This window comes from Paenibacillus hamazuiensis (genome assembly GCF_023276405.1).
Classification (GTDB): Bacteria; Bacillota; Bacilli; order Paenibacillales; family NBRC-103111; genus Paenibacillus_AF; species Paenibacillus_AF hamazuiensis.
Window position 1 is genome coordinate 5132066 of the sequence record NZ_JALRMO010000001.1, and the last position, 25575, is coordinate 5157640.

Genomic DNA, 25575 nt, shown 5'->3' on the forward strand with positions numbered 1-25575 from the left:
CATTCTATATTCGATACATTGAATGGGGGCAATTGAAATGAAACGTCTTTTGGGATTTGCTTTGGCGGCGGCGATGGCTGTTGCCGCAGCTGGCTGCGGCGGAAATGCAAATGAAGTAAAAAGCAAAAGTTCTTCCGGGAAAGAAGCCGCTTCGCAGCTGGACGAGAAAGAACTATCCATTTCCGCATATGGCGGCAACTTTGAAGAAATCTACAAGGACCGCATCATTCCCGCATTTGAGAAAAAATATGGCGTCAAAGTGACCTATAAAGGAAATACGTCCGTTCAAACCTTGGCCGCTCTCAACGCAAGCAAGAGCGCAACCCCTCTGTTCGACGTCGCCGTTGTGGACGACGGTCCCTTTTTCCAAGGCAAAGCGGACGGCCTTTGGGCCCCCTTGGATCCGAATGTGGTTACGAATTTGTCCAATCTTCATCCGAATTTGCTGGAGCCCGATCATGTCGGGGCCGTACTCGGCTCCTGGGCGATAGGTCTTTCCTATAACACCCAGGTGTTCAAGGAAAAAGGCTGGCAGCCCCCAACCTCGTGGAACGATTTGCTTCGCCCGGAATTCGCCGGCAAGGTGTTTACCAACGATCTTAACAACAGCTACGGTTTGATCGGTCTTGTGATGATGGCGGCCGCTAACGGTGGCGGAGTGGACAACATGGAACCCGGGTTTGCGAAGCTGAAGGAGCTTCTGCCCAAAATGACGATTGCGGCCAGTACGGCCCAAGTCGAGCAATTGCTGCAGCGCAAGGAAGCCTGGATCGGCGTCTGGGGATCCGGCCGTCTGTATACCCTCGCCGATAAAGGCGTTCCTCTGCAGTTCGTTTATCCGAAAGAAGGAACGCCGGCTCTCGCTTCCATGGTTACGGCCGTCAACAATGCTCCGCATCCCAAGCTTGCTCAGCTGTTTGTAAACTTCGTGCTGAGCGAAGATATCCAGTCGATCCTGGCCGAAACGCAAAAATACGGGCCCTCCAACAAAAACGTGAAATTGTCCGAAGCGACGAAGGCGCAAGTGCCTTCCCCCGAGCAAATTCAAAAAATGATCAAATTGGATCATACCAAAATCAACAAACTGCGGTCCGAATGGTCCGATCGATGGATGAGGGAGGTCGCCAAATAATGAGTGCCATTGCCGTGGAATTGAATGGAATCACCCGTATTTTTGGGGGCAGGCATGCCGTCAACCGCTTGTCTCTGCAAATCAAACAAGGCGAATTTGTATCATTTCTCGGGCCTTCGGGCTGCGGAAAAACGACCACTTTAAACATGATTGCCGGTTTTATGGAACCCGACGAGGGGGAAATCAGACTCGCAGGGGAAAAAGTCAACGGCTTTCCTCCCTACCGCCGGAATATTGGCGTCGTATTTCAAAGTTACGCTCTTTTCCCTCATATGTCCGTTTTTGAAAACGTTGCCTATGGTCTTAAAATACGCAAGGTGCCTAAGGATGAAGTCGCTCGCCGCGTTCACGAAGCTTTGGCCATCGTTCGCCTGGAAGGCATGGCGGAACGGAAGCCGGCCCAGCTTTCGGGAGGCCAGCAGCAGCGAGTCGCGATGGCCCGGGCGCTCGTGATTCGTCCCTCCTTGCTGCTGCTGGATGAACCTTTGTCCAACCTGGATGCAAAGCTGAGGGACGAGATGCGTGTCGAGCTGAAGGAGATCCAGCGAAAAATCGGCATTACGACTATTTTTGTCACCCACGACCAGGACGAGGCGCTCGCCATTTCTGACCGTATCGTCGTGATGAATAACGGCAGCGTGGAGCAAATCGGCACCCCTGAGGAAGTATATGAAGAACCGGCAACCGAATTTGTGCAGCGGTTTATAGGCATGACCAATGCCGTCACAGGGACCGCAGCCGGGAGGGAGGCGGAATTCCTCCGCATCCGCTTTGCTTCCGGAGCGGAAGTCTGGGGCATGGCCAAGGGCGAGATCATAGCCGGCAAACCTGCTCAAGCCTTTGTCCGCCCCGAGAGGATCGCCATGGAGCCTTTGCCGGAACCGTCGGGGAAAACATCGGGGAAGTCGTCCGGAATTCCCGGACAGCAACGAAAAAATCTGCTGGCCGGCCAAGTGACTTTTTCCTCCTACCAAGGGTCGACGATTTTGTACAAGGTACATACGGACTGTGGGGAACTTCTCGTTCGCACGCCGACCAGACGCTATGAGAATCCGGCTCCTCCCGGGGCCCGTGTGAATCTTTCGTGGGATGCGGCGGATACCCGCTGCAGCAAAACCGATGCCAAGGAGAGCGACGTATGATTTTAAAATCGCAGCGGTGGAATTCTCTCTTTCTTATTTTGCCGGCACTGATCGTCTTTATCGTATTTTTCCTCGGACCGATGATATATTTGACGATGCTGAGCTTCCGGCCCACTGTGGATTCAGACGGTTGGACGTTGAACAATTACTTCCACATGTTCAAGGACAGCTTTGTGCTGGAGGTAGTGTTGCGCACTGTTAAGCTCAGCTTTGTCAGCGCTTTCCTGGACATCATCCTCGCGTACCCGCTGGCTTTGGTCATCCTGCGTTCGTCGCCGGGATGGCGTGCCTTTTATACGATGCTCATTCTCTCCCCGCTGCTTGTCAGCGTCGTCGTACGCAGCTTCGGCTGGATGATCTTGCTGGCACCCGGAGGGTTTATCAATAACGTTCTGATGCACTTCGGCCTCATTTCCGAACCGGTCAAACTGTTATTTAACGAGACCAGCGTGGTTATCGGCTTGACTCATATTCACCTTCCCCATGTCATCATCGCGTTATTGACTGCGCTTTACAGCATGGACCCGAGGTTGGAGTCGGCCTCTGCGAGTCTCGGTGCCCGTCCGTGGCAGACGTTTTGGCGCGTAACTTTCCCTCTCAGTATGCCCGGCGTGCTGTCGGGGGGACTGCTCGCTTTTTCGCTATCCATGTCATCGTTTGTTTTGCCCAACATTTTGGGCGGCCCCAGATACAAGGTGCTGGCGGCTCTCGCGTACGAGCAAACCGTCGGGTTGTTTAATTGGCCTTTCGGAGCGACACTTTCGCTGCTGCTTCTCTTTATCTCGACCGGCATCGTCGCATTCTATCAAAAAATGTCCAAGGGGCAAGGAAAGGAGGCGATGGTGTAAATGGGTTCTTCAAAAACAATGACCGCCATCGGTTGGGCTATACTCCTTTTCATCGTTGTCCCCGTCGCTGTCGTTATTCCCATTTCCTTGACCGATACGGGATATATGGCGTTTCCCCAGCACGGTCTGTCGTTTCAATGGTATGAAAAGCTCATGCGCCGCAGGGAATGGTCGGAAGCACTTTGGCTGAGCCTCCGGCTCGGGCTGACGGTTTCCCTGCTCTCGACCTCCCTCGGCACGCTCATTGCGCTCGGCTTATACCGCCGGCGCCATAGGTTCACCGACGCGTTCAGCGTATTTTTCCTTCTGCCGCTCATGCTTCCGGGCGCGGTGCTGGGCGTGGCGATGCTTGTCTTTATGATGAACCTTGGATTGATCGGCTCATTCTGGGGACTCGTCTTGGCTCATTTAATCATCACGGTACCGTTCGCCGTACGGATGGTCGGAGCCGGCATCGGCGATCTGGATCAAAGATTGGAGGATGCGGCCATGAGCCTGGGAGCAACGCCTGTAAAAGCGTTTCGGTCCGTCACAGTTCCGCTGCTGATGCCCGGTATAGTCGCAAGCGCTGCATTCACGTTCATCAGCTCCTTCGACGAACTGGCAGTATCGCTGTTCCTCTCCACTCCGAAAATGATACCGCTTCCGGTAAAGATGTACGGATATTTGGAGGAAATCGCCGATCCGCTCGTGGCTGCCGTATCGACGATCATGATTATCGTTGCTGCCCTGATTATCGCCGTTATTGCGCGGACTGTCGGAATCGAGAAAGCGTTCGGCGGACAGAAATCCGGAGCAAGGCACTGACCTTGCGGTTGTGCCGGAACAGCCCGGCCCTTGCAAGAAGCCAAGCGAAGCGCGTGGGAATCGGTCTGCAAGGCAGAGGCAGCCCTGAACATCACCGTCCAAGGCTGCCTCTGATTTTTTCCCCTTACCGTCCAATGTTCAACCGGCTAATTACGTCGGTCAGGCTGCAATCCGCCATGGAACGTATGCGTAAATGCGAACCGCTGAAATCCAGATCCTGGGTGATCGGATTGGGCACGACAACGCACCACAGCCCCGCCGCCCGTGCCGCCTTCAAGCCGTTCACGGAGTCTTCGAAGGCAAGCGCTTCCTCCGGCCTTACGCCCAAAGCGGTTACCGCCTGCACATACAGCTCCGGGTCCGGCTTCACCTTAGCCACGTCATCCCGGCTTCTGATAATTTGAAAATAATCCGACAGCCCTAGGAAATTCAGAAAACGGTCGATCCATTGCCTGGTCGAACTTGAGGCCAGACCGACCCGCAATCCGAGCCTCCCCGCTTCCTCCAAATATTCGCGAACCCCTTCGCGCGCTTGCATGGATGCGATCTTTTTTTCATGCAGCTCCGCAGCCAACGCGCGAATTTTCGCGGCTCCGCCTGCAATCCCGGTTCTCTCTTCGATATATTCCGACAAAGCCGTGCTGTGGGTGCCGACGCAGCCGCTGAAAAAATCGACAGTCAAATCTATATGGTAAGAGGCGAGCACCTCTTTATAGCTTTCATACCAAACCGACTCGGTATCGAGAATCAAGCCGTCAAAATCGAATACGATAGCTTTTATCATGTTATACCGCAGCCTCCAAATAACCGGAAATAACCGATAAAGCTTCCTCGGCATCCGGACCGTCCGCACGGACAAGCACTTCATTCCCCTGCTTGACACCGAGCTTGATCATGCTGAGCATCGATTTCGCATTGGCGTTGCGGCTTCCGAAAACGATCACGATTTGGCTTTTATAACGGATGGCGAGCTTCATGATATCCGCCGCAGGGCGGGCATGCAGGCCTTCCGTACGGTTAACGATAACTTGACGTTCCAACATATACCCTCCAATAGTTTGGGATGGAAGACCGCCGATCGGCGGTCTCCTGTAGAATTAAGAACCGGCCGGCAAACGGTTACCCGTTAGCCGCGGCAAGATACTTATTTATCGCCTGTGCAATCCGCTTGGTTGCAAGCTGCGGGCGGGTGATGGCCGAGCCGATCACGACGGAATGCGCCCCGACCTCGAAGGCTCTCACCGTATCCTCCGGTCCCCAATACCTGCCTTCCGCAAATACCGGAATCGATACCCTGCTCGCCAGCTCTTCGATCATATCGATATCCGGGGGCAAATGGAGCGTATCTTCCTTGTTTTGGTTAGGATAATTCGGCGATTTTACGGCTTGGGTCAGCGTTGTCGCAACGATATCAATTCCGTAAGATGCCGCCTTGACACCCTCCTCCACGCTGGAGACGTCGCCCATAACAATAATATCAAACCGGCTCTTGATATCGTAGATAAACTGCTCGGTCGTTTTGCCGTCGGGTTTGATCGCGTCCGTAGCGTCAACGGCTACGATCTGCGCCCCCGCCTCCACGACTTGCCGGACTTCCTCGATCGTCGGTGTAATGTAGGCGTTGCAGTTCGGGTAACGTTTCTTAATGATTCCCATCACAGGGATGGATACCAGCCTTTTCACATCCGTAATGTCTTTTACCGAATTCACTCTAACCGCAACGGCCCCGCCGATTTCCGCCGCAAGCGCCATTTTATCCATGCAGCCGTATAAAGGATCCTCGGGCAGCGCCTGACAAGATACGATCAAACCTCTTTTTAAATCGGACACTTTCATATAAAAACTCCTCTCTCTCCATCCGTAGTATGAATTCCTTTACATGAACCCGGCTGCTTTGGCAGCAATTCCAAAAAGCAGGGTGCCGTATATCAGATATGAAATGCGAACTTGCTTCTTTTTAATAAGATAGAGCATCAGCATCGTATACCCTAACGGCAGGGCTGAGGGAAAAATTTGGTTCAGAACATCCTGAAGCTTCCACTCCGTGCCGTTAACCGTAAAGCCGAGCGGGGTGGAGAAGGCGACAAAACTCGCCGTCATGCCGCCAACGACCATCAGTCCGACGATAGTGGCTCCGTACGTCCACTTATGCACGATTCCGTTTTCAAACGCCTCGTATAAAAAGCGGGTTCCTGCCTTGTATCCGATAAACAAGCCATAATATCTCGCCAAGTAATGAGGAATATTGTAGAGCAAAACATAAACGAGAATGCCCAGCGGCTGGCCTTGGATGACAAAATAAGCACCCGCTCCCGCAGAAATCACCCTCAGCGTCCCCCAAAACAAGGAGTCCCCTATTCCCGCAACAGGTCCCATTAACCCCGTTTTCACGGCATGGATCGAATCCGTGTCGTCATCTTTCCGCTTCGCGTTTTCCTCCTCCATGGCTATCGTTACTCCGAAAATAAAGGTGGACAGCCACGGCGCGGTATTGAAAAATTCCAGATGCCGCTTCACGGCCGAGGAAAGCTCCTCTTTATTTCCGTACAGCTTTCTCAGCACGGGCAGCATGACGAAAACATAGCCGAGCCCTTGCATTCGCTCGTAACTGAATGAGCCGAGGAGGCCAAGCGATCGCCAGAAAACCTTCATCAAATCCTTTTTCGTGATGATGCCGGCTTCCGAATTGCGTTCAGCCATGTACTCCCGCTCCTTCGTCGTGGTTTTTATCCCTGAGCTGGTTCAAAATCAAGGCGACGAGGAGCGCCACCACTGCAACGCCGATCACGTTCAGCCCAAAAAAAGCAGCCAGAACGAATCCCCCGAAGTAGAATGGTGCAAGCCGTTTGGTAAATATCATCGAGATCAGCATGGCGAATCCTACCGCGGTTAACAGACCTGCTCCCAACGTCAACCCTTCCGAGAGCCAGCTCGGCAGTAACCCGCTTAAAGCTCCGGAAAAATAATCGACCGTGCCATAAATCACGAAGCTTGGGAAAAACGCTGTCAGGAAATAGATCAGATAACCGCCCCGATGAGCCCATTCGATTTTGTTAAGTTGGCAGCTGCCGGCAAATTTCTCGGCTTTTCCGAACCAATATGCGTTAAGCACCTTCGTATAGTTGGTCAATTTGATGGCCAAAGCGGATACCGGTATCGCCGCAGAAACAGCAACCCCATGGGCCCAATCGGCCTTAATCGCAAGTGCTGCGGCGACCGTCGAGCCGGCGATCACATCCGCGGCCATAGAGGACCCCATGCCGACGACTCCCAAATAGATGAGCTCCAAAGTTCCCCCTACGGTGAGCCCTGTCGTAAAATCGCCCAGAACAAGACCGATCAGCGGGCAAACGATAATAGGCCTTCCCAGCATGTTGTCGCCGAACGTACGGGAATCCAGTTTGGCCAACCCCGCTATAGCTCCGATCAGCACGGCGTGCAAAAGCATATCGTACATTCGTTCACCTTCCTATTTCTTTTTCGCCAGGAAAGCGTCGATTTGACTTTGCATCTCGATTTGAATTTTCTTTAACGTCGGCGCGGCCTCCGCTTTGAACTGCGCCCAGGTCGGCTCCGGATCGAGCACGCCGTTGAATATCGCCGTATAGTATTTGGCTTCAATCGTGTTGAACTTGGCGATCTCGTTGGCTACCTTTTCCGCGTCAAATTCGAATCCGGTCAAAATATCGGGAGTGAAGTTGTTCGGATCGGCGATAAACTTGTTCAATTTGTAGAGCTCCTCCGAATCGGTAGCTTTATATCGGTCGTAGGTCGGATTCCAGATCCAATCGTAAGGGAACCACGTATATTTATCCCCGAGAGGCTTATATCGGTCGTCCCCAACCGGCTCCCAGTGCTCGCCTTTGATGCCGTAGGCGAGCAAATCGTAGTTGTCCTTCTCCTGCGTCCAATTGAGAAATTGGATCGCTCTTTCCTTGTTTTTGCTGGCTTCGGGAACGAAAATGTAGTTCCACATTCTGAAGTTGCTTATATTTTTCTTCGGAGTCGGATCGAAGAAGGTCACATATTCCAGCTCGCCGCCGGGGACGTTTGCGGCGATCGATTTTTTGAAGCTTTCATTGATCGCAAAGTCGTACACATTTTGAATGGCTACTTTGCCGAGCTTGAATTCCTGCGCGATATCTTTGATGGCGAGCACATCGGGATGGATGATCTTGTCGGTATACAGCTTCCGGGCGTTCGTAATCCATTCCCAAATGACCGGCTCCATCTGGTCGAACAGGTTGTATACCTTGCCGTCGTTATTTTTATGGTACAGCGTCAGCGAGGAGAACGAATCGACCCGCCTGATTTTCGTATCGTAGTCGAACTTTTCCCGGAACGATCCGTGAGTGTATTGCTTGCGGGTAGAGTTGCCGTTCGGAAGGATCGGCACGATATCCTTCTCTTTCTCTTTCACGGCGTAAGCGAAACGGATCAAATCGTCGTAAGTTTTGATCGGCGGAATGCCCAGCTTCTCCCGGATGTCCTTGCGCACAACGTAACCGGCGCCGAGAATTTGCTGCGACCCCAAAGGGATGCCGTAAATTTTCCCGTTGAATTTGTTGGCGTCCCACATTTGCTGCGGTCTCGCTTTAAGAATATTTTGGCCGTACTTTTGCAACAAATCTTCGATGGGCGCATAGTAACCGGCGGCGAGCATCGGATACGCGTGCGTGGAGGAATTATCCCAGATGAGGTCGATATTTTCCCCTGAAGCGAGCGTAATCTGTGTTTTTTGGGCGATATCCGCAAAAGGAACGAACACGACATCAAGCTTCACATTCAGCGTATCGGCCATGCGGCGCTCCGCTTCTCTGAGCACTTTGTCCATATCCGCCGGACGGTCTCCGGGCATCATGATTTTTAAAGTGACCGGATCGAGCTTTTTCTTTTCTTCCGCGTTTGAGGCCGGGCTGGGGGATTTACCGGGCGGGTTTGAAGTCGATGTGCATCCGACGACCGTGCTGATGCCCAGTATTGACGCTATAGAAACGAAAACCATCTTTCCTCGTTTAACATTCATGGTTAACCCTCCCGATAATGATATTTCCTCGAATCGGCCATGCTGCTTTATCCCTTGACGGCGCCGATCGTCAAACCTTTGACGAAATACTTTTGAATGAACGGGTAAAACAAAAGGATCGGCCCGATCGTTACGCATACCGTGGCCAGTTGCACGCCGTAAGCCGGGATCACCGCGGTGTAGGACGTATCTCCGGCAATATAAGCCTGCGCGTTGATGTTGGAAATCATTTGGCGGATCATGATCTGCAGCGGATGCAGCTTCGTGTCGTCGATGAACAGCAGGGCAAGCCACCAATCGTTCCAATAATGAAGCGCATTGAATAAACTGTTGCAGGCAATCGCCGGTATAGCCAAGGGCCAAGCGATTTTGAAAAAGATAAAAATATCGTTCGCCCCTTCCACCGTGGCCGCTTCGTTTAATTCATAAGGGATCGTCCGGTAGAACGATACGAGAATGAAGGTGTAGAACGGGTTTAACAAGTACGGCAGGATGAGCGCCCAGATCGAATCCTTAAGCCCCAGCCAATTGGCGATCAGGAGATAAAATCCGACCAGCCCCGTGCCGAATATCATCGTAAAATAAGTCAGAAATGACATGATGCTGCGGTATTTCACCCTGGGGTGGGCCAAGGCGTATGCATACGCGGACGAAATCAGCACGGCCAGCGCCGTGCCGATTACGGTGACGGTAACCGTCACGCCGTAACTGCGGAACACCTGCTTCCCGCTGAACAAATATTTATAGGCATCCAGGCTGAACTCGGTCGGGAACAGCTGGTATCCCTGCGTGGAAAGGCTGTGCTCCGTCGCAAACGAATCGATCAGGATCATCCAGAACGGAATAAAGCACGCCAGCGTAAACAAAATGACAAATCCGTAAATGATCCATCCGGTTAATGTCTCAAGTGCCTTCAAAGTATCACCCGTCTCAAAATAATGAGGAGTCTTTGTCTATCCGTCGAATTATCCAGTTGAAAATCAGGATCGTAACCAGCCCCATCACGGCCTGATATAAAACGACCGCCCCCGACAAGCTGAAATTGCCGATTTGCCGAAGCGCCCGGTAGGCGTATGTATCGATGACGTCGGTGGTCGGGATCAGGATCGGGTTGTCACCGATAATGCCGTAAATCATGCCGAAATCCCCGTAAAAAATGCGGCCGATTTGCAGAAGCAGCAGTACGATAAACGTCGGACGCAGCAGCGGAAGCGTGATGTGAATGATTTGCTGAATCCTCGTGGCCCCGTCGATTTTAGCGCTTTCATAATATTCCGACGAGATCGAAGTGATCGCCGCCAAAAAGATGATGGAAAAATACCCCGCCGTTTTCCAGACGAATAAAATCGTCAATATGAACGGCCACGCCTCCGCCAGGCTGAACCACGAAACCTTTTCGAAGCCGGCGCGGACGAGCATTTTGTTGATCAGTCCTCCGGTCGTGTTAAACATCGCGTAAGTCATAAAGCTGACGACAAGCCATGAAATGAAATAAGGCATAAATACAAACGATTGGCAGATCCGCTTTAAAAACGCAAGTCGGATTTCGTTGAGAAATATCGCCAGCAGCAGCGAGGTGCCGAGCCCGCAAACGATAAACATCGCGTTCAAATACAGCGTGTTGATCGTGATATGAAGCCAATCGCCGCCGAAGAAAAATTTGAAGTTATCGAAGCCGACCCACGGGCTCCCCCAAATCCCTTTGGCGATATTGAATTTTTTAAATGCGATGAGGTGGCCGAACATCGGCACATAAGCAAAGATCAGCAAAAAGATCATTCCCGGCAGAGCAAGCAAGTATAAATAACCGTTTTTTTGAAGCTCTCTTATCATCTGCAAAAGATTACGTTCCTCCCTTCTTCAGCCTGAATGATGGCGGCGACCCCTTTCAACTTCCGCGACAACGAAACTTGGACGATAAAATGCGCAATTCCTCCCTGTACTTCATGACGGTTCTGCGCGAAATATGAATGCCGTCCTGAACAAGCATCTCGGTGATCTGCCGGTCCGAATAGGGACTTAAACGATTCTCTCCGTCAATTACCTGGCGTATTTTGGCTTTAATGCTTTCCGATGATGCCTCGGTCCCCGACCGCGTCGCCAGCCCGTTGTCAAAAAAATACTTCAGCTCGAAAATACCGTGGGAGGTTTGCACGTATTTATGATGAACGGTTCGGCTTATCGTCGACTCGTCAAGCCTCAGCTCGTCTCCGATCTTTCGCAGGTTCATCGGCTTCAGAAACGAAGCCCCCCGCTCCAGAAATAAGCTTTGTTCTTTCACGACAGCTTCAATCACTTTCGCCAATGTCGCTTTTCTTTGCTCCACGCAGCGAACCAGCCACTGAGCTGTCTGAAGGTTTTGCCTTGCATAAGGTTGGTATGCCTTGAGGTCTGATTTGGATGTAAGCCCGCTATGATAACTTGCCACGGAAATTTTCGGCATGCTGCTCACGGACATTTTCACGACATAGCGGCCGTTCACTTTTTCAACAACCGCATCCGGTTCGATATACCTGGGGGTATGTCTGCTGTATGCATAGCCGGGTCTCGGATTTAACGAGCGAATGTATTCGATGGACCGTCTCACCCTTTCCCCGGTGATGCCGAGGCGATCGGCGATTTTCTGAATTTTGCCGCCGGCGAGCTCCTCAAGAAAACGGGATACGATCGGATGCGCCCATTCATCGGCAGCGGAATCGCGGATTATTTGAATTTCCAGGCATTCCTTTAAGGACCTGGCCCCTACGCCGGCGGGCTCCAAAGCTTGCAGGTCCTTAAGCGCCGCCTCGACTTCCGAAGCCGGGACGTGAAAATGAGCGCAAACCTCATCCAGGCTAATGTCCAATAAACCGGACTCGTTCAAGTTTCCCGCCAAATAAGCTGCTAATCTGAAGCGCACGCCCGTTATTCCGTTAATGCGAAGCTGGCTTAGCAGCACGGATTCCAACGTTTCATCCTGAACGGCGGTCCATTCGATGAACCCGTCCGTATCGGTTGCCCCGGCACTTCGGTCCGCGGACCTCGCACCCGGATACCAATAAGTTGTTCCGCCGTCAAATTCGACCTCCAGAAAAGGGTTCTCGAGCGACTGCTCCCTAACGAAATGGGCCAGCTCCATGGAGGACATCTGCAAAATGCTCATCGCCTGAATCAGCCGGGGCGCTGCAGTTTGCTTCATATATTGCGTTTGAGCGAAGTGCTGCTGTGAAATCATTATGCATCTCACCTCTTTTACATTTGTAAAAGAACGTTACAAACGATACAGCTGTCTGACCTCTTCGATACTGCGGCATTTCAAGGCTGACTCGGCCAGCCTCCTGCATTCCTCGTAGGATAAGGAACGGATGATCTCCCTCGCCTTCGGCAGCGAGGCCGCGCTCATGCTGAATTCGTCGAGGCCGAGCCCGAGCAGCAGCGGGATCGCCTCTGGGTCGCCGGCCATTTCGCCGCACATCCCGACCCATTTTCCCGCCTCATGAGCCGCTTCGATCACTCCTGCAATGAGCCGAAGTACGGCGGGCTCCAGATGCCGGTACAAATAACTTACCGCCTTGTTGCCGCGGTCGGCCGCCATCGTGTATTGAATGAGATCGTTGCTCCCGATACTGAAAAAGTCGGCCTCGTCCGCAAAAGCTCGCGCCATGACGGCCGCCGCCGGGATTTCGATCATGATTCCGGCTTCCGGCAGCTCGGCAAACCCCAACTCGGCCGCCGCTTCCTCCAGATAAGCTTTCGCCCGCCTCCATTCGCCGACGGTTGCCACCATGGGAAACATGATCCGCGCTTTTCCGCCGGTGCTTGCCCGCAGCATCGCGCGAAGCTGCGTCTTGAACAGCTCCGGCCGGTCCAGACAAAACCGGAGGGCGCGATAGCCGAGAAACGGATTTTCCTCCGGAGGCAGCTGCAAATACGGGAGCCCCTTGTCGCCGCCGATATCCAGCGTCCGGAAAATCACCGGGCGGGGAGCAAGCTGCCGGACCACCTGCTCGTAGGCGCGAAACTGCTCGTTTTCGTCCGGGAGAGCATGTTTCTCCATATACAGGAATTCGGTGCGAAACAACCCTACGCCCTCTGCGCCCCATTCCAGGGCGGCGGCTGCGTCTTTGACGCTCCCGATATTGGCGGCCAGCTCCACCCGGCGGCCATCGGCGGTTACCGCCGGCAAATCCTTGCTTTTTCTTTGCTCCTGAATCATGCGGCGGCGCTCCGCCGCTTTATTCTCGTACGAGAGGCGGACCTCTCCGGCCGGATTGACGAGCAGTTCGCCGGCCTCCGCGTCGATCGCGGCGGTATCCCCGTCGCGAAGCGAGGACAGCAGATCCTTCACCCCCACCAACGCCGGAATGCCGATGGTACGGGCCATAATGGCGGAGTGCGACGTCGGACCGCCGAGTTCGGTAGCGAAGCCAAGCACCAGCGACGGGTCGAGCCCGGCCGTATCGGAAGGCGTCAAATCTTTTGCAGCCAATATAACAGGCTCCGTTACATGGATACCCGGAGCGGAACGGTTCATCAGCGCCGCCAGGATTCTTTTGCCCAGATCATGTACGTCTGCCGCTCTTTCCTTCAGGTATGGATCTTCGAGATCGGCAATGGCCCCGGCGATAGAGCGGACAGCATCCTCGACAGCCCATTCCGCCTGTTTCCCCTCCGCAAGATTCGCTTCGATTTCCTCGGCCAGCTCGGGATCATCCAGAATCATCATCTGCGCTGCAATCATTTCCTTCAGCTCCGGCCGAATCCGCCGCTCCAGCTGCTCCAGCTCCCTTCGTGCCCGATCGAAAGCTTGCGCCACCCGTTCCTTTTGCACGGGAATCTGGCCCTCGGCGACCGATTCGCGCTCCACCGGCGGAAGCTCCCGCACTATTTTTACGGGGCCGACGGCGATCCCCTGCGAAGCACCGATTCCATACAATTTCATGTGCATCCCCCGAATCCGTGTAAGATCAAAGAAATCTCAGCCGCCGCTTGCTTTTCATCGAAGGGTGAAAGTCCACATACCTCGGCAGTCTCATATTTACTCCCCGCTCTTTGGCGGCTCTGAAAAACAGCACCTGCAAGGGAACGATATATTCGATCGGCGACAAATCCTCGTTGTCGATAAAATTCGCGCCCATGCTTCCCGGACGCAGCTCATCGCCGCGGTTGGTTACGACAAAACCGTGCGGAGTGATTTTCGCGAAATAGTCGGCGAGCTGAAGCATCCGTTCCTTATCGTCGCCCGGAGCGGCCAGGTAAAAGATGTAGCTGTCCCCGTCGATCGAATTGTACGGACCATGCATAAACTCCTCGAATTCGTACACGCTGACCGGAATTCGCGACGTTTCCAGAAACTTCAGCCCGGCTTCAAGAGCGGTCCCGTAGTTGTCGCCGGTTCCCGTGAAAATATAATTTTTCGCCGCAAGCAGCTCATCTTTATGCTGCAGGTACCATTCCTCCGCAGCGGCAATCGTGTGATCCATGTTGCCGATAACGGCGGTTAATTGATCGATATAACGGTCGTATTCGTTTTGCGGAAGCCTGCCCGTTTCATAAGCCGTTTCGATCGCCATCAGATACAGCGTAAGCAGGTTCGATGTGTAGCCCTTGGAAGTTGCGCCCGCCTTTTCTTCGCCGGAAGGAACGATCATTTTATTTTCGGCAAATTCGGTGATCAAGCTGCCGTCCTGCGACGTCACTGCCACGGTAAAGAGCCCCAGCCGAACGGCCTTCTGCACACACTCCACCGCTGCCGTGCTCTCCCCGCTTTGGGAAAGGGCGAAAACCAGCGTTCGCTTGTTGTATGCCCGGACGTATTTGGCATAGGTGTGGGCAAACTCCACATGCGTTTCAATCTGGAGCAGCTTTTCGATAAAATGTCTGGACGAAAGGGCAGCGTTATACGAAGAACCGGAGCCGGTCAGCACGATTTTCGATACTTCTTTTTGCTTGAAGCTGCCGATAAACGGAGCCAGTATCTCTTTACGGCGATCCAATATGCTTTTCAAAACGACAGGCTGCTCCTTAACATAGTCGATGATTTCCACGGTATCGTTATCTTCCTTTCTAGTTCAAAATTTTCAGGGCGCCGAGAATGATGCCTGAAGCAATTAATCCATACATTAAGACAGTCGTTTTCATGCGCCTGCGAATAAGCCAAAACACGATCATCACGACGGCCAGCGGCAGCAGCTTCGGCATAATGCCGTCGAGCATCGCCTGCAGCGAAATCGGGTTTTTGTCCATTTGGTAAGAAATCGGCGTCGATATTTTCAGCCAGGTTGCCGTAAGCGCCCCTACGGTCATTAGACCTGCAAGCGTTGCGGCTTCCATCATTCTCTTGATTTCTCCGGATGCCATCACGGCCAGAAACCGCTCGCGCAGGGCAAATCCTTTATTCAAGGTGTACCACCGGACTGCAACATGGACGATGTTGGTCCCCAGAAAAAACAGGACCGGCGCAAACAAGTTCCCCTGCAGGGCGAGCGCCGCCGCCGCCCCGCCCAGTACCGGCTTGAGAGTTCCGTTGAACAGCGAGTCGCCGATCCCCGCAATCGGTCCCATGAGCCCCGATTTCAGTCCTTGAATCGACTGCTCGTCAATGTCCTCGCCCGCGGCCTTACGCGCTTCCAAATCAAGCGTCAACGCCATCACCGGTCCCGGAAGCCATGCGTGTGAATTATACAGGACAAGATGTCTTTTCATTGCGGCTGTAAATTCCTCCGGCCTGCCTTTATACAGCTTCCTCAGCATCGGGAGTACCGCCCAGATAAAACCGTACGCCTGCATCCGGTCGAAGCTGAACGCCGATTGAATGGCGAAGGAACGGAAAAAAAGGCGTCGGATGTCCTGTCTGGTAAAGACCCCCTCGGTTGGCGCCGCGGCTGTGGCGGCCTCGGCATCGGAAACCTCATGCGCTTCCATCTCGTTTCTGCGCGACTGCATGATCAAAGCGATGCAAAATCCGAGGACGGCGACGCCGAGAATGCCCATTTTGACATAAGCCGCGATCAAAAAACCGATGAAAAAAAACGGGAACAAACTCCTCGAGGCCAAAATGCTCAGCAGCAGAGCAAATCCCAAAGCGGGCAGCAGATTGCCCGCAACGGCAAGGCCGTCCTTCAGCCAGGACGGAATGCCCTCCACGATCGTCTTCACGATGGCCTCTCCCAGCACAAGGGCAATGAATGTCGGAATCGCATTGGAAAGAAAATGCACCGCATTCCCGAGATGCATAAGGCGGGCGAGGTCTCTATCGTTGCCGCGATCCGCCAGCCGGTCCGCCGCACTGATGAAGAATACGCAGACGGTTTTCGCGATCATTTCGAAAAACACGCCCAAAAGCGCCGCCGGAACGGCAATGAGCAGAGCGGTCTCCAGCCCTTGGCCGGTCGAAACGGCAAATGCCGTTCCGAGAACGCCTCCGATCGTATAATTCGGAGGAATGGAATTGCCTACATTCGTGACGCCCATGAAAATGAGTTCAAGCATCCCGCCAACGACCAGCCCGGTGTGCAAATCCCCCATGACGAGCCCGACGATCGGCGCCAGAACGATCGGGCGTTCCAGGTAAGGATCTCCGAAGAAACGGCGGGAAAAATAGGCAAAACCCGCTAAAAACGACAACATCACAGCTGTCATAACCGACATACGTTTTGTCCCCCCTGCGAAAGTGTCAACCCTTTCAGATTCGGTTCATCCGTTTAGCCGCCGGTTATACCGCCTACAAATCCCCCCCTTCAAGCTGAAACATTTTATTCACGCTTACAATACCGTCCGTTCCCGAACGCAGCGCCTGCCTCATAAGCTCCTGCAAATTCATGCTCTCCCGGTACATTAAAACCTCGGCCAACATAGGCACATTCACTCCGGTTACGATCTCTATATGCTCGTTTTCCAACAGCAAGGCCGAAACCGCCTTCGCGGGAGTACCGCCCGGCAAATCGACCAGAGCCAGGATGCCGTCGCCGGTGGAAATTTCGGCAACCGCTTCTCTGACCGCCGCCTCCAGATCTTCGCTCCCCTGACCCGGGGAAAAAGTAACCGCGCCCACGAGGTCGGTATCGCTTACAAACATCGACGCCGTTTCGAGCAAGTATTTGCTTAACTGTCCATGCGTTACAACGAGTACACCGATCAAGCGAACCGCTCCTTTAGTCTAGGGATTTAATAATCTGGTTAAAATCCGCTGCCGTTCCTCCGGGAAGAAGCCGCGCCTCCATCGCCACTCCGGCCCGGTCGAGCTCCTTCCACGCTTCGATTTCCTCCGGAGAGGCCGCCACTTCTTTCGTAATCCGCTTGCGTCCCTCCTTCATGCGGATATTCGCCACATTCACCTTATCCAGCTTGAGCCCACCTTTCATGAGGTCAAGAAGCGAGCCCGGATCTCTCACCAGCAGCAGTACGTTATCGTTCGCAAATTTCCTTTCAACCAGCTGCCGAGCGGCCTCCTGCACAGGTAATACCGTCGATTTCACCCCTACCGGCGTTGCCATTTTGAGCAGCATCTTCTGAGTGTTGTCCGCCGCCGCCTGGTCGTTCGCAACGACAATATGCGTTGCGCCAAGTATTCGGGTCCAGCCTACCGCCACTTCGCCGTGAATCAACCGATCGTCCACCCGCACCAATACAATCTTCATAAGTGACTTCCACTCCTCGCAATAATGACAATTCGCTGTTTTACAATTCGTTAATATATGATGCAAAAACCGTGCCAAGACACTGCGCGCGAAATGCGGCATAAAAAACAAAAAAAAGACGAGAACATTGTCTCGCCGAACAAGACACTGGCAAGGACGCTTCTTCCAGTGTCTTACGATAATATAATTTGCGCCAAAAATCCGATTTCGCTTCGCGGTATGGAAACGTTCCTGGCCTGGCAGGCAGGCTGTACCGCCTGTTCCGCAATGTGCAGCAAAAAGCCGTGGCGCTCCTCCAGCTCCGGCAATTCCGCACATTCGAGTACCGGTCCATCCAAACTGAGCCTTTCCAGGGCAAAAGCGAAATGGATGACCCATCTTGCCGCCTGGCTCGGGCTGACCGTTCGCCCCATCAGCTCTTCCAGCCGTTCGAGCGACTTCTCCGCGGCATCGGCATATTTCTCCCCCTCGGGATCATCGAAGGAATCGATCACATACCGTTTGGCCAGATCGACCGAATCCTGCCTCGTAATTACTTCCGGCACCGCGTCGTCCGCGTCGTCTCCCATCGCCATGGAAATCAGCGTTTCTATGCCTTTGCCGAATAAAATTTGCTCGATGCCGATAAAAGCGACCCCGGGCAAAGACGGATCGACGGTTCCCGCCGCCGCGATCACGGTCCCGCGCCAGCCTTCGACGAGCAGTTCCGGTATTCCCGAACCGCTCTCCAAATTCACGGGCTGTACGAGCACCTTGCTTCTTAACGACTCGGGCAATGCTTCCAGCAAAAAAGCGGCAAGCTTGCGGGCCGTCCCCTGGCCTGTCAGGCAGGTCGTTATAATAACCCGTCTTCCGTCCTGGGCCGGAATGAGCTCCGCATCGTCATCCGCATAAATCTGCTTTACAGCTTTGAACATGTAAGACAGATCGATATCGCTTCTGCCGGCGAGATGTCCCGCTTCGATCACAGCCGCGGTCGTCACGAGCGGAACAACGGCGACGGGAATGCCGCAGGCCTGCTCAAGATACGGACCAAACCCGGTGAGCGACCCCATGTCGACGAGCAAAAGAATGCCTCTGGCGCTGCCGGTTTCCTGTATCCGCTGGATCGCACGCTGCAGCGTATCGTCTACGCTATGGTGAAGAGGCATGTCTACCGCAACGACCCGTTTGTCCCCGAGCAGCTGGTTGGCAACGTCAGCCATGCTCGTGGCTGTACGATCGCCGTGGGCGATAACCAGCACTTTGTACCCGGTCGCCGCACCGCTTGCCCTCCGGTGAGTCGCCATAAACAGCGCAAGAAATCCGATTTCCCCCGGGGATAAGCTGATGCCAAGCCCTTCCTCGAGCCGTTCCGAAAGCCCGTGCGCGACACCGTATTCCCGCGGGCAATGCGTTACCAGATCCAAAATCCGGCCCTCGTCCTGGCCCTGCGCCGCATCCGCCCTGGCCAGGTGAAGCGCCAGGCCCGTGACCGCCTGCGGTCCGAACACGCATCCGAGCTGCTTTCCCGCCTCCTCGATAAATTCGGACACCACCTCCAGAAAACGCGGCTGCAGGACGGGAGGATCGCCCTGTTTTCCCACCAGCCTCCTTAAGTAATAATCCACATCGATTTCAATCAGCTTCCGGACCTCTTCCCGGTCCAGTCCGCTGTTAAAATATCCGTTCATCCGCGAGCGAAGCTCGCTGTACAGATCCAGGGACGGCCGATCGTCGCGCGGCATCCGGACGGTTTGTTCCTTTTTCGGGAAGTAATGCCGGTCCTCGAGACCGATAATGCTCTCCGCCTTGGACGTATCCATATGGTTTTTCAAATAGTTCAGTTGAATCTGCGGCGCCAAATGCGTCAAATGCAGCGTCATCGTCTCCGAGCGGCTTCCTTCGGCGATATAGTGCAGAAACGCTTTGGCGCAGCCGAGAAGCACCGCGCTCCTTAACTCGCCTACATTGCCTGCCGTCCGGAAAGTCAGAAGCGCAATCAATACCAGCGGACTGACCTTGATGGAAATACCCACGCGTGCCGCTTCCTCCCGAAAAAACAGCTCGATGAGCTCCAATCTTTCTTCGATCGGTCGCCCGTCCAAATCCGGTATCGTAATCATGACCGGGAAACGACGCAGCATGGTGGCCAGCAGGGCGGAATGAGGATCCTCGGAAGTAGCGGCAATCAGCGTGACGGAGGCTTGACGCAAGGACGCTCCGTCGCCCAGCATGCGGTATACGCCGCGGTCCATCAGCAAAAAAAGCATCTCTTGCCCGTCCGGAGGCAGCCTGTGAATCTCGTCGAGGAAAAGGATGCCGTTTTCACTTTCCGCAATCAGTCCGGGAGCCGTTTTCTCCGCTCCGGTAAAGGCGCCCTTCACATATCCGAACAGCTGCGCAAGCAAAAGCTGGGGATTGGCGGCGTAATCCGCGCAATTCAACACGTTAAAGGGGGCCGAAGGACTCACTCGTCCGGCCTGCACCGCATACTGGTACATCATCCCCGCCAGGTGGCTCTTTCCCGCTCCGGTCGGTCCGACGATCAGCGTCGGAAGCCCGCGGGGAGGATACAGCATGGCCGCTTTGGCCTGCTCTACGACGGTTCGAAGACTCCCCTTCGCTCCGATGACGTGATCAAAGCAAGAAAGCTTGCGCTCGCCCGATTCCGGCAGGAAGTCCGTTGTTGACGGTGTTGACGGTCCCGTCAGCGAGCCAGAAACGTACGGGCCGTCCCCCGCTCTTTCGAATAAGCCCCTCCCGGGCCAATTCATTCAAATCGCTGCTCGCATTATGCCGCAGTATGCCCGCCGCTTCCGCAACATCTTGAGCCGTAGCGCCCTTCGCCTCGCTGAACGCCGCCATTTCTCTCAACGTATCCAGGATTCGGTATTTTCGCATGCTTGCACTCCCCTCTTCGCAAATGCGTTCAACTGAACATGTTTCTTTATTCATTCGCGGGATGGTGACAAATTCCTGTTATACACTTGCTTCGAATCAACTATTTTTAGCAATTGCTAACTATCGCGGTTCGGATGGAGTCAAGCGAATCCAACCGTTCATCGTCCTCATTTTTTATCTTAAAATTTGCCCAATGTAAGCTTTTATCAATCTTGTTTGAGCCAAAAAAGGGAAGGAAAGAACCTTGCATAAAAATTCTCCTTCATGAGACAATGGAACAATTCCCAATAACAAGATCCCTGATACTGACCAGTAAACATATTCGTTATAATCAAGTGCGATTTTTATGTCCTTTATATAAGTCTTCTCCTCCTTTATATACCGAACGTACAACCAAGATGGAACGCTCATGGAGAACAATATGTACAAAATCAGAATGATCCTATCAAAATCAAAGCGATAGGAGATATAAACACCGATACCGGCCAAAATGAAAGGGATCGCAAAATTAATGTAATAGCTGATCAAAAATAAATTCTGTCTTGTCTTTTTTCTGTCCATCAAAAGCAGCGTCGAAAATACCGTCACATAGAACACGCCAAAAATATCATATGGGTTCAACGTACTCCAATGATCAATAAGATATTGGCCGCCTCCCGTAACGCATAGAAGAATAAACAGCAGAAATCTAGACCAAGGCGGGAAAAAATAATTGAATAGAGAGTTTATTGAATTACAAAGAGATCGCCGGGTTGGATTGCTTTGAACCGTTTCATTCTTTGTCAAGTAGACCACCTTTTCCGGTTTATTGTTCGACCTGGCTCATCCATGTGTCTGATATATTATCGGCTTTGGTAAACAATGGCATTAGATCCAAAAGCATTGTCTAAGCAAAGGGTTCTAAAAAAAAGGCGCCCCGAACCATATCCGGGCGCCTCTTTTTTATTCAGCTCTTTTCGGCTGGCCGATCCCTCCGGCCAGTGCGATGACGACAAACTGGAGCAGGGATGCCGCAAGCAGCACCATCGGCAGCACGCGCCCGGTCAAATTGTCGGCGACTGCCAGCAGAAGCAAAATCGCGGTAATTCTTCCGGCATTGACGAATGCCTCGCGCATAACGATCGATTCGATGCGCAGGGCGCCCTTTAGCGGCAGCTCGCCCATCAGCCGGTAATAATAGTTCGTCAGCGAATTCCCCTGAACCACATTAAAGCTGGAATACAGCACCATAAAGATAACGATCGTCACGATATCCTGCTTCCACAAAAGCAAAAGCGAGCCGGCCGTGTAACCTGCTGCGGCCACAGCCAGATACAGCTTGGAGCGGCTTACGTTTCCCCATTTACCGAATCCGTAGCCGGTCAAAATCGCCAGCCCGGAAAACAGAACCCCCAAATAACCGACCAGGTCTTCGCGGGGAACCGCCTGATACAGCATTAAGTTCGGCAAAAAGATCATCAGCCCCTGCAGCGTGGCAAAAACGTAGTAGGCGAATAGTGAGCGGCGCCAGTTCCGGTTTTTCCGAAACGGCAGCAGCATCATATGCAAATAATAGGTTCGGTGATGCGAATGATTCGAGCGGATGCGCAAGCTTCCGATCGTCGTGAGCAGGAACATAACGAAGGCGACCGCAAATACGGCCATGTAGCCCTTCAGCCCTTCCATCCGGCTGATGATAAACCCGGCCAGGGCGGGTCCTGCAAGACCTGCCAATGTAAAGGCGATCATGTTGAAGGACAAATAACGCATCCGGTTATGCTCGGTCGACACCTCGTACATAAGCGTGAGATAAGCCGTCCAATAAAAGGAAGCGGCAATCGCGTTGAGCACGGCGAACAGGACGTAATATTTTGCTACTCCTTCTCCCGACAAAATGACCAGAAGGTAGAAAAACACCAAACCGATGATCCCGATCCGGTACGAGACCATCCGGTCCTTCCGCTTCGCGAACCAGCCCGCAAGCGCAAACCCGACCGGAGTCACCAAAAAGACGATCGTGTTAAACATCCCGCTTACATACAGACTGTGCGTAAGCCGCCATAAATACAAGGTCAGGAAAACGCCGGACATCGATGCGCCGAATTGAAACAAGCCGTGAAGCACGATCGACATCACAGCATCTTTAGACAACCTTTTTTCCGCGGGCACAGCGGATCTGAATCCTTGAACCCATCGTTCCCATGCCAGCCTCATCCGATTTTGTCCCCCCGGGTGTGTGTCCGAACTATCCTCTTACAGGTCATTATAGCGGATGAGAGGCAGTCCCGTAACCATCTATTTTTATTTCGCTTCTCTCGGGTCATATACCATGAGCCGTCCCGCCCGATGCCACGGCATGTTGTGCTATAATGGGAATCGATATTCCCTGAACCAGCCCTATAGGAAAGGAGCCGACATCATGGAAATTAAACGCATCGGCAAAGAGCTGACATGGCCGATCCGGCACATGGTCATGTGGCCGGACAAAGATATCGAATATGTCAAATTGAAGGACGACGAGAGCGGCCTGCATTACGGCTTGTTTGCCGAAAATAAGCTCGTTTCCGTAGTCTCCCTGTTTATCGGCCGGGACGAGGCGCAATTTCGCAAATTCGCCACGCTGCCGGAAGAGCAGGGCAAAGGCTACGGCAGCAAGCTTCTGCAGCATGTGCTGGATGAGATGCAGGCGAGCGGCGTCCGCAGAATTTGGTGCAACGCCAGACGGAGCAAAGCCGGCTACTACGCAAGGTTCGGATTGCGGGAGACCGCGGACGTTTTCAACAAAGATGGAGTCGAATACGTGATCATGGAAATGTTTCCGCCTCGCGTTTCAATTCGTCCTTAATTTCAGGCGCAAGCTCCAGCCAGTGAATATTCCACAGCGCGGCTTCAAGCGCGTAAAGAGCCAGCAGGTTGATTTTATCCGGATACATGGCCTTAAGCCGTCTGTAGTGACAATTCACAGTTTAGTTTTTTAATCGAAAACTCGATGTGTATTCACCCATACCGTATCGCGTCATTCATCATATATAAACTTGAGGATATGGCCCAATACGAAAAAAGTGGTGATCAGCATGCCGGATTATTCATATAAGCTTCGTCATCGACCGGAAATTGAAATCGTACGGAGAAGGAAGAAAACGGCCCGCCGAAAGGTTCGGCTTCGGCCAAAGAGAGCTTTTCACAAAAGTGCAGCAAGGACTTATGCCAAAAAACATCGGCCTCCGATCAAGCGGAAAAATGTTCAAGTAACCCGGATCAAGCCGCCGAATAATGAACCGAGCGTGGCGGTCAACCCGCTTAACGAGAAAGTCATCATAACCGGGTATAATGCGGATATATTCCCTCTCGGCTTCTCCCGCTCCAAGGACGGCGGGCGCTCCTATACCAATCGTTTGCTGCCTCTCCCGAAAGGATTTCGCATTGCCTCCGATGCCGTCGCAGGCTCGGGTTTCCCTTCCCGCAAGTCCGGCAAAGGCCTGTTTTTGATCGGCGGGCTTGCCTCCAACCGCGGCAAAGACGGAACCGTCATCGTCTACCGCTCGGCGAACAACGGCAAAACCTTCTCCGCCCCCATCATCGTAAACCGGGGTTTCGGCAATAAAATTTTCAACGACAAACCTGCGTTGGCAATCGACAAATCGCCGGCCAGCCCTTACCTTGGCAATGCGTATATCAGCTTTACCCGGTTTTTCAACGATTCCGAAGGGACCGTCATCTTTTTTCAAAGATCGCTGGATGAAGGAAAAACGTGGTCGGTGCCCGTCCGCATTTCGGACGTAAAAATCGGCTTTCCTTTCGTTCAGGGCTCAAGTATCGACGTAGGTCTCACGGGGGAAATCTTTACAGCCTGGATCGACTTCGAAGAAAAAGCCTCGTTCTTCAGGATGAGCCGTTCCGATGACGGGGGAGCGACTTTCGGCCCGATCGTCACCGTGGCGCAGATCGATCCGATCCTGGACCCCTTGCCCGTACCGGGATGGCGGTTCCGCGTGCTGACCTTCGCCAATATCAGGGCCGATGTATCGGGTCATTTCCCGATGACGGTATATGCGGTATGGGAAGATCGGCGATCCGGCTCCGCGCACATCTTGCTGTCGCGTTCCACCGATAATGGAGCCACATGGTCCGTCCCTATTCGCGTTGACGACAGCCCCGAAGACAGTCAAAACTTTTTCCCCGCGGTGGCCGTCTCCCCGGATACCGGTGCCGTTAGCGTGGTCTACTACACAAACAGAGTATCGGAACGGCTCTTGGACGTATTTCTCGCCAAGTCCACGGACGGAGGGCAAACGTTCGAACGAAACGTCCGGATCACAAGCCGATCGTTCAATCCGAACGCGGATTCTTCCCTCGGCACACCCAGCACGTTTATCGGCGACTACATCGGCACGGCGGCCAAAGGAAAGGGCAGCGTCTCCGTATGGACGGACACCCGTACCGGGCGCCAGCAAATTTTTTCAGCTATCTCGAAATAATGGGCAATCGCCAAACTACCCTGACAGACTGTTGTCAGGGTAGTTGTTTTATGATGAAAGCATCCAATCCGGGGAGGTTATTTCCGATGACACATACAGCCATTCATATGTACAACTACCATGTATGGGCGAATAAAACGATGATGGACCGGCTCAAACAGCTGCCTCAGGACGTCTACACCCAAGAAATCCAAAGCGTGTTTCCCTCCGTATCCAAGGTGCTGCCTCACATTTACTCGGTCGATTACACCTGGTACCTCGTCTTGACGGGCACGAGCATGAACGAAGCATTGTCGCTGGCGTTCGGGTTGCAGGCTCAGCTCGAAAAGCAAAGCCTCGAAGATGTGGAGCCGGCGTTTGCCGAGCTGTCCGGCAAATTCAAGGCGTTTTTGAGCACGCAGGACAATTTGGAGCAAAAGATCGTACTCGACAATCCTTACGCCGGGGTACGGGAAACGAGTTTTGCCGAAATCGTTCTGCAAACGGTCAATCACGGCACGTACCACCGCGGCAATATTACAGCCATGTTGCGCCAAATGGGCCACGCCTCCGTCATGACGGAGTATGCGCTCTTCTGGTATGCCTCATAACGCGATCAACGGGACGTTGGTTTCTTCCTTGAGCCTTGGCCCCAAAATACCCGAGAATCGGTATCTCCGATA

At 53.3% G+C, this 25575-nt stretch carries 26 protein-coding genes; 7 read left to right on the top strand and 19 right to left on the bottom strand.

What is annotated here, in order from left to right:
- Nucleotides 1-37 precede the first annotated feature (37 nt).
- Genes MYS68_RS22170 through MYS68_RS22185 form a run of 4 tightly spaced genes read left to right on the top strand, consistent with a single transcriptional unit; the run spans nucleotide 38 to nucleotide 3929 of the window.
- Complete coding sequence (locus MYS68_RS22170) at nucleotides 38-1132, top strand: ABC transporter substrate-binding protein (RefSeq protein ID WP_248927943.1); 1095 nt, start codon at nucleotides 38-40, stop codon at nucleotides 1130-1132.
- Nucleotides 1132-2274 (top strand): ABC transporter ATP-binding protein, encoded by a 1143-nt coding sequence (locus MYS68_RS22175; protein WP_275983506.1) that lies wholly within the window; start codon nucleotides 1132-1134, stop codon nucleotides 2272-2274. The genes MYS68_RS22170 and MYS68_RS22175 overlap by 1 nt, the downstream gene beginning before the upstream one ends.
- Nucleotides 2271-3122 carry an ABC transporter permease gene (locus MYS68_RS22180; protein WP_248927944.1) on the top strand — a complete coding sequence of 284 codons (852 nt, stop codon included), beginning with the start codon at nucleotides 2271-2273 and terminating at the stop codon, nucleotides 3120-3122. The genes MYS68_RS22175 and MYS68_RS22180 overlap by 4 nt, the downstream gene beginning before the upstream one ends.
- Complete coding sequence (locus MYS68_RS22185; protein WP_248927945.1) at nucleotides 3123-3929, top strand: ABC transporter permease; 807 nt, start codon at nucleotides 3123-3125, stop codon at nucleotides 3927-3929.
- 124 nt (nucleotides 3930-4053) lie between these two features.
- Here the strand turns inward: MYS68_RS22185 and MYS68_RS22190 are convergent, their stop codons facing one another.
- The 18 genes from MYS68_RS22190 to MYS68_RS22275 form a co-directional block, all read right to left on the bottom strand.
- On the bottom strand, nucleotides 4054-4713 hold the full coding sequence (locus tag MYS68_RS22190; RefSeq protein ID WP_248927946.1) for an HAD family hydrolase: 660 nt from the start codon (nucleotides 4711-4713) through the stop codon (nucleotides 4054-4056).
- 1 nt (nucleotide 4714) lies between these two features.
- A complete protein-coding gene (locus MYS68_RS22195; RefSeq protein ID WP_248927947.1) occupies nucleotides 4715-4972 on the bottom strand; it encodes an HPr family phosphocarrier protein in 258 nt (85 codons plus the stop codon).
- Between the two features lie 76 nt (nucleotides 4973-5048).
- The gene (locus MYS68_RS22200; protein ID WP_248927948.1) at nucleotides 5049-5765 is read right to left on the bottom strand and encodes an N-acetylmannosamine-6-phosphate 2-epimerase; all 717 of its coding nucleotides are present in this window, start codon (nucleotides 5763-5765) and stop codon (nucleotides 5049-5051) included.
- A gap of 39 nt (nucleotides 5766-5804) precedes the next feature.
- The gene (locus MYS68_RS22205) at nucleotides 5805-6629 is read right to left on the bottom strand and encodes a PTS system mannose/fructose/sorbose family transporter subunit IID (protein ID WP_248927949.1); all 825 of its coding nucleotides are present in this window, start codon (nucleotides 6627-6629) and stop codon (nucleotides 5805-5807) included.
- Nucleotides 6622-7386, bottom strand: a complete 765-nt coding sequence (locus tag MYS68_RS22210; protein WP_248927950.1) for a PTS mannose/fructose/sorbose/N-acetylgalactosamine transporter subunit IIC — start codon at nucleotides 7384-7386, stop codon at nucleotides 6622-6624. Before MYS68_RS22210 ends, MYS68_RS22205 begins: the two co-directional genes overlap by 8 nt.
- Before the next feature lie 12 nt (nucleotides 7387-7398).
- Entirely contained in the window at nucleotides 7399-8955 is a 1557-nt protein-coding gene (locus tag MYS68_RS22215; RefSeq protein WP_248927951.1) for a DUF3502 domain-containing protein, read from the bottom strand.
- Between the two features lie 47 nt (nucleotides 8956-9002).
- A complete protein-coding gene (locus MYS68_RS22220) occupies nucleotides 9003-9872 on the bottom strand; it encodes a carbohydrate ABC transporter permease (RefSeq protein ID WP_248927952.1) in 870 nt (289 codons plus the stop codon).
- Nucleotides 9873-9885: 13 nt separating this feature from the next.
- The gene (locus MYS68_RS22225; protein ID WP_248930983.1) at nucleotides 9886-10788 is read right to left on the bottom strand and encodes an ABC transporter permease; all 903 of its coding nucleotides are present in this window, start codon (nucleotides 10786-10788) and stop codon (nucleotides 9886-9888) included.
- A 55-nt stretch (nucleotides 10789-10843) separates the two neighbouring features.
- Nucleotides 10844-12169 carry an RNA polymerase factor sigma-54 gene (gene rpoN, locus MYS68_RS22230; protein ID WP_248927953.1) on the bottom strand — a complete coding sequence of 442 codons (1326 nt, stop codon included), beginning with the start codon at nucleotides 12167-12169 and terminating at the stop codon, nucleotides 10844-10846.
- 36 nt (nucleotides 12170-12205) lie between these two features.
- A complete protein-coding gene (gene ptsP, locus MYS68_RS22235; protein ID WP_420852148.1) occupies nucleotides 12206-13882 on the bottom strand; it encodes a phosphoenolpyruvate--protein phosphotransferase in 1677 nt (558 codons plus the stop codon).
- Between the two features lie 19 nt (nucleotides 13883-13901).
- Nucleotides 13902-14981 (bottom strand): SIS domain-containing protein, encoded by a 1080-nt coding sequence (locus tag MYS68_RS22240; RefSeq protein ID WP_248927955.1) that lies wholly within the window; start codon nucleotides 14979-14981, stop codon nucleotides 13902-13904.
- A 19-nt stretch (nucleotides 14982-15000) separates the two neighbouring features.
- On the bottom strand, nucleotides 15001-16584 hold the full coding sequence (locus MYS68_RS22245; protein ID WP_248927956.1) for a PTS system mannose/fructose/sorbose family transporter subunit IID: 1584 nt from the start codon (nucleotides 16582-16584) through the stop codon (nucleotides 15001-15003).
- Between the two features lie 73 nt (nucleotides 16585-16657).
- Entirely contained in the window at nucleotides 16658-17074 is a 417-nt protein-coding gene (locus MYS68_RS22250) for a PTS sugar transporter subunit IIA (protein WP_248927957.1), read from the bottom strand.
- 13 nt (nucleotides 17075-17087) lie between these two features.
- Nucleotides 17088-17573 (bottom strand): PTS sugar transporter subunit IIB, encoded by a 486-nt coding sequence (locus MYS68_RS22255; RefSeq protein WP_248927958.1) that lies wholly within the window; start codon nucleotides 17571-17573, stop codon nucleotides 17088-17090.
- Nucleotides 17574-17746: 173 nt separating this feature from the next.
- Nucleotides 17747-20266 carry a sigma 54-interacting transcriptional regulator gene (locus MYS68_RS22260; RefSeq protein WP_275983967.1) on the bottom strand — a complete coding sequence of 840 codons (2520 nt, stop codon included), beginning with the start codon at nucleotides 20264-20266 and terminating at the stop codon, nucleotides 17747-17749.
- Nucleotides 20193-20456, bottom strand: a complete 264-nt coding sequence (locus MYS68_RS22265; RefSeq protein ID WP_248927960.1) for a helix-turn-helix domain-containing protein — start codon at nucleotides 20454-20456, stop codon at nucleotides 20193-20195. The genes MYS68_RS22260 and MYS68_RS22265 overlap by 74 nt, the downstream gene beginning before the upstream one ends.
- 174 nt (nucleotides 20457-20630) lie before the next feature.
- Nucleotides 20631-21242 carry a hypothetical protein gene (locus MYS68_RS22270; RefSeq protein ID WP_248927961.1) on the bottom strand — a complete coding sequence of 204 codons (612 nt, stop codon included), beginning with the start codon at nucleotides 21240-21242 and terminating at the stop codon, nucleotides 20631-20633.
- Nucleotides 21243-21398: 156 nt separating this feature from the next.
- The gene (locus MYS68_RS22275; protein WP_248927962.1) at nucleotides 21399-22649 is read right to left on the bottom strand and encodes an MFS transporter; all 1251 of its coding nucleotides are present in this window, start codon (nucleotides 22647-22649) and stop codon (nucleotides 21399-21401) included.
- 205 nt (nucleotides 22650-22854) lie between these two features.
- Between MYS68_RS22275 and MYS68_RS22280 the strand changes: the two genes are divergently transcribed.
- Complete coding sequence (locus tag MYS68_RS22280; protein WP_248927963.1) at nucleotides 22855-23280, top strand: GNAT family N-acetyltransferase; 426 nt, start codon at nucleotides 22855-22857, stop codon at nucleotides 23278-23280.
- Here the strand turns inward: MYS68_RS22280 and MYS68_RS39125 are convergent.
- Nucleotides 23240-23368, bottom strand: coding sequence for a TfoX/Sxy family DNA transformation protein (locus MYS68_RS39125; protein WP_420852149.1), 129 nt, complete (start codon nucleotides 23366-23368; stop codon nucleotides 23240-23242). The two genes, MYS68_RS22280 and MYS68_RS39125, sit on opposite strands and share 41 nt — an antisense overlap.
- A 141-nt stretch (nucleotides 23369-23509) precedes the next feature.
- Here MYS68_RS39125 and MYS68_RS22285 point away from each other — a divergent pair, with 141 nt between their 5' ends.
- Both MYS68_RS22285 and MYS68_RS22290 read left to right on the top strand, forming a co-directional pair.
- A complete protein-coding gene (locus MYS68_RS22285) occupies nucleotides 23510-24913 on the top strand; it encodes a sialidase family protein (RefSeq protein WP_248927964.1) in 1404 nt (467 codons plus the stop codon).
- An 86-nt stretch (nucleotides 24914-24999) separates the two neighbouring features.
- Nucleotides 25000-25503, top strand: coding sequence for a DinB family protein (locus MYS68_RS22290; protein ID WP_248927965.1), 504 nt, complete (start codon nucleotides 25000-25002; stop codon nucleotides 25501-25503).
- Nucleotides 25504-25575: the final 72 nt, after the last annotated feature.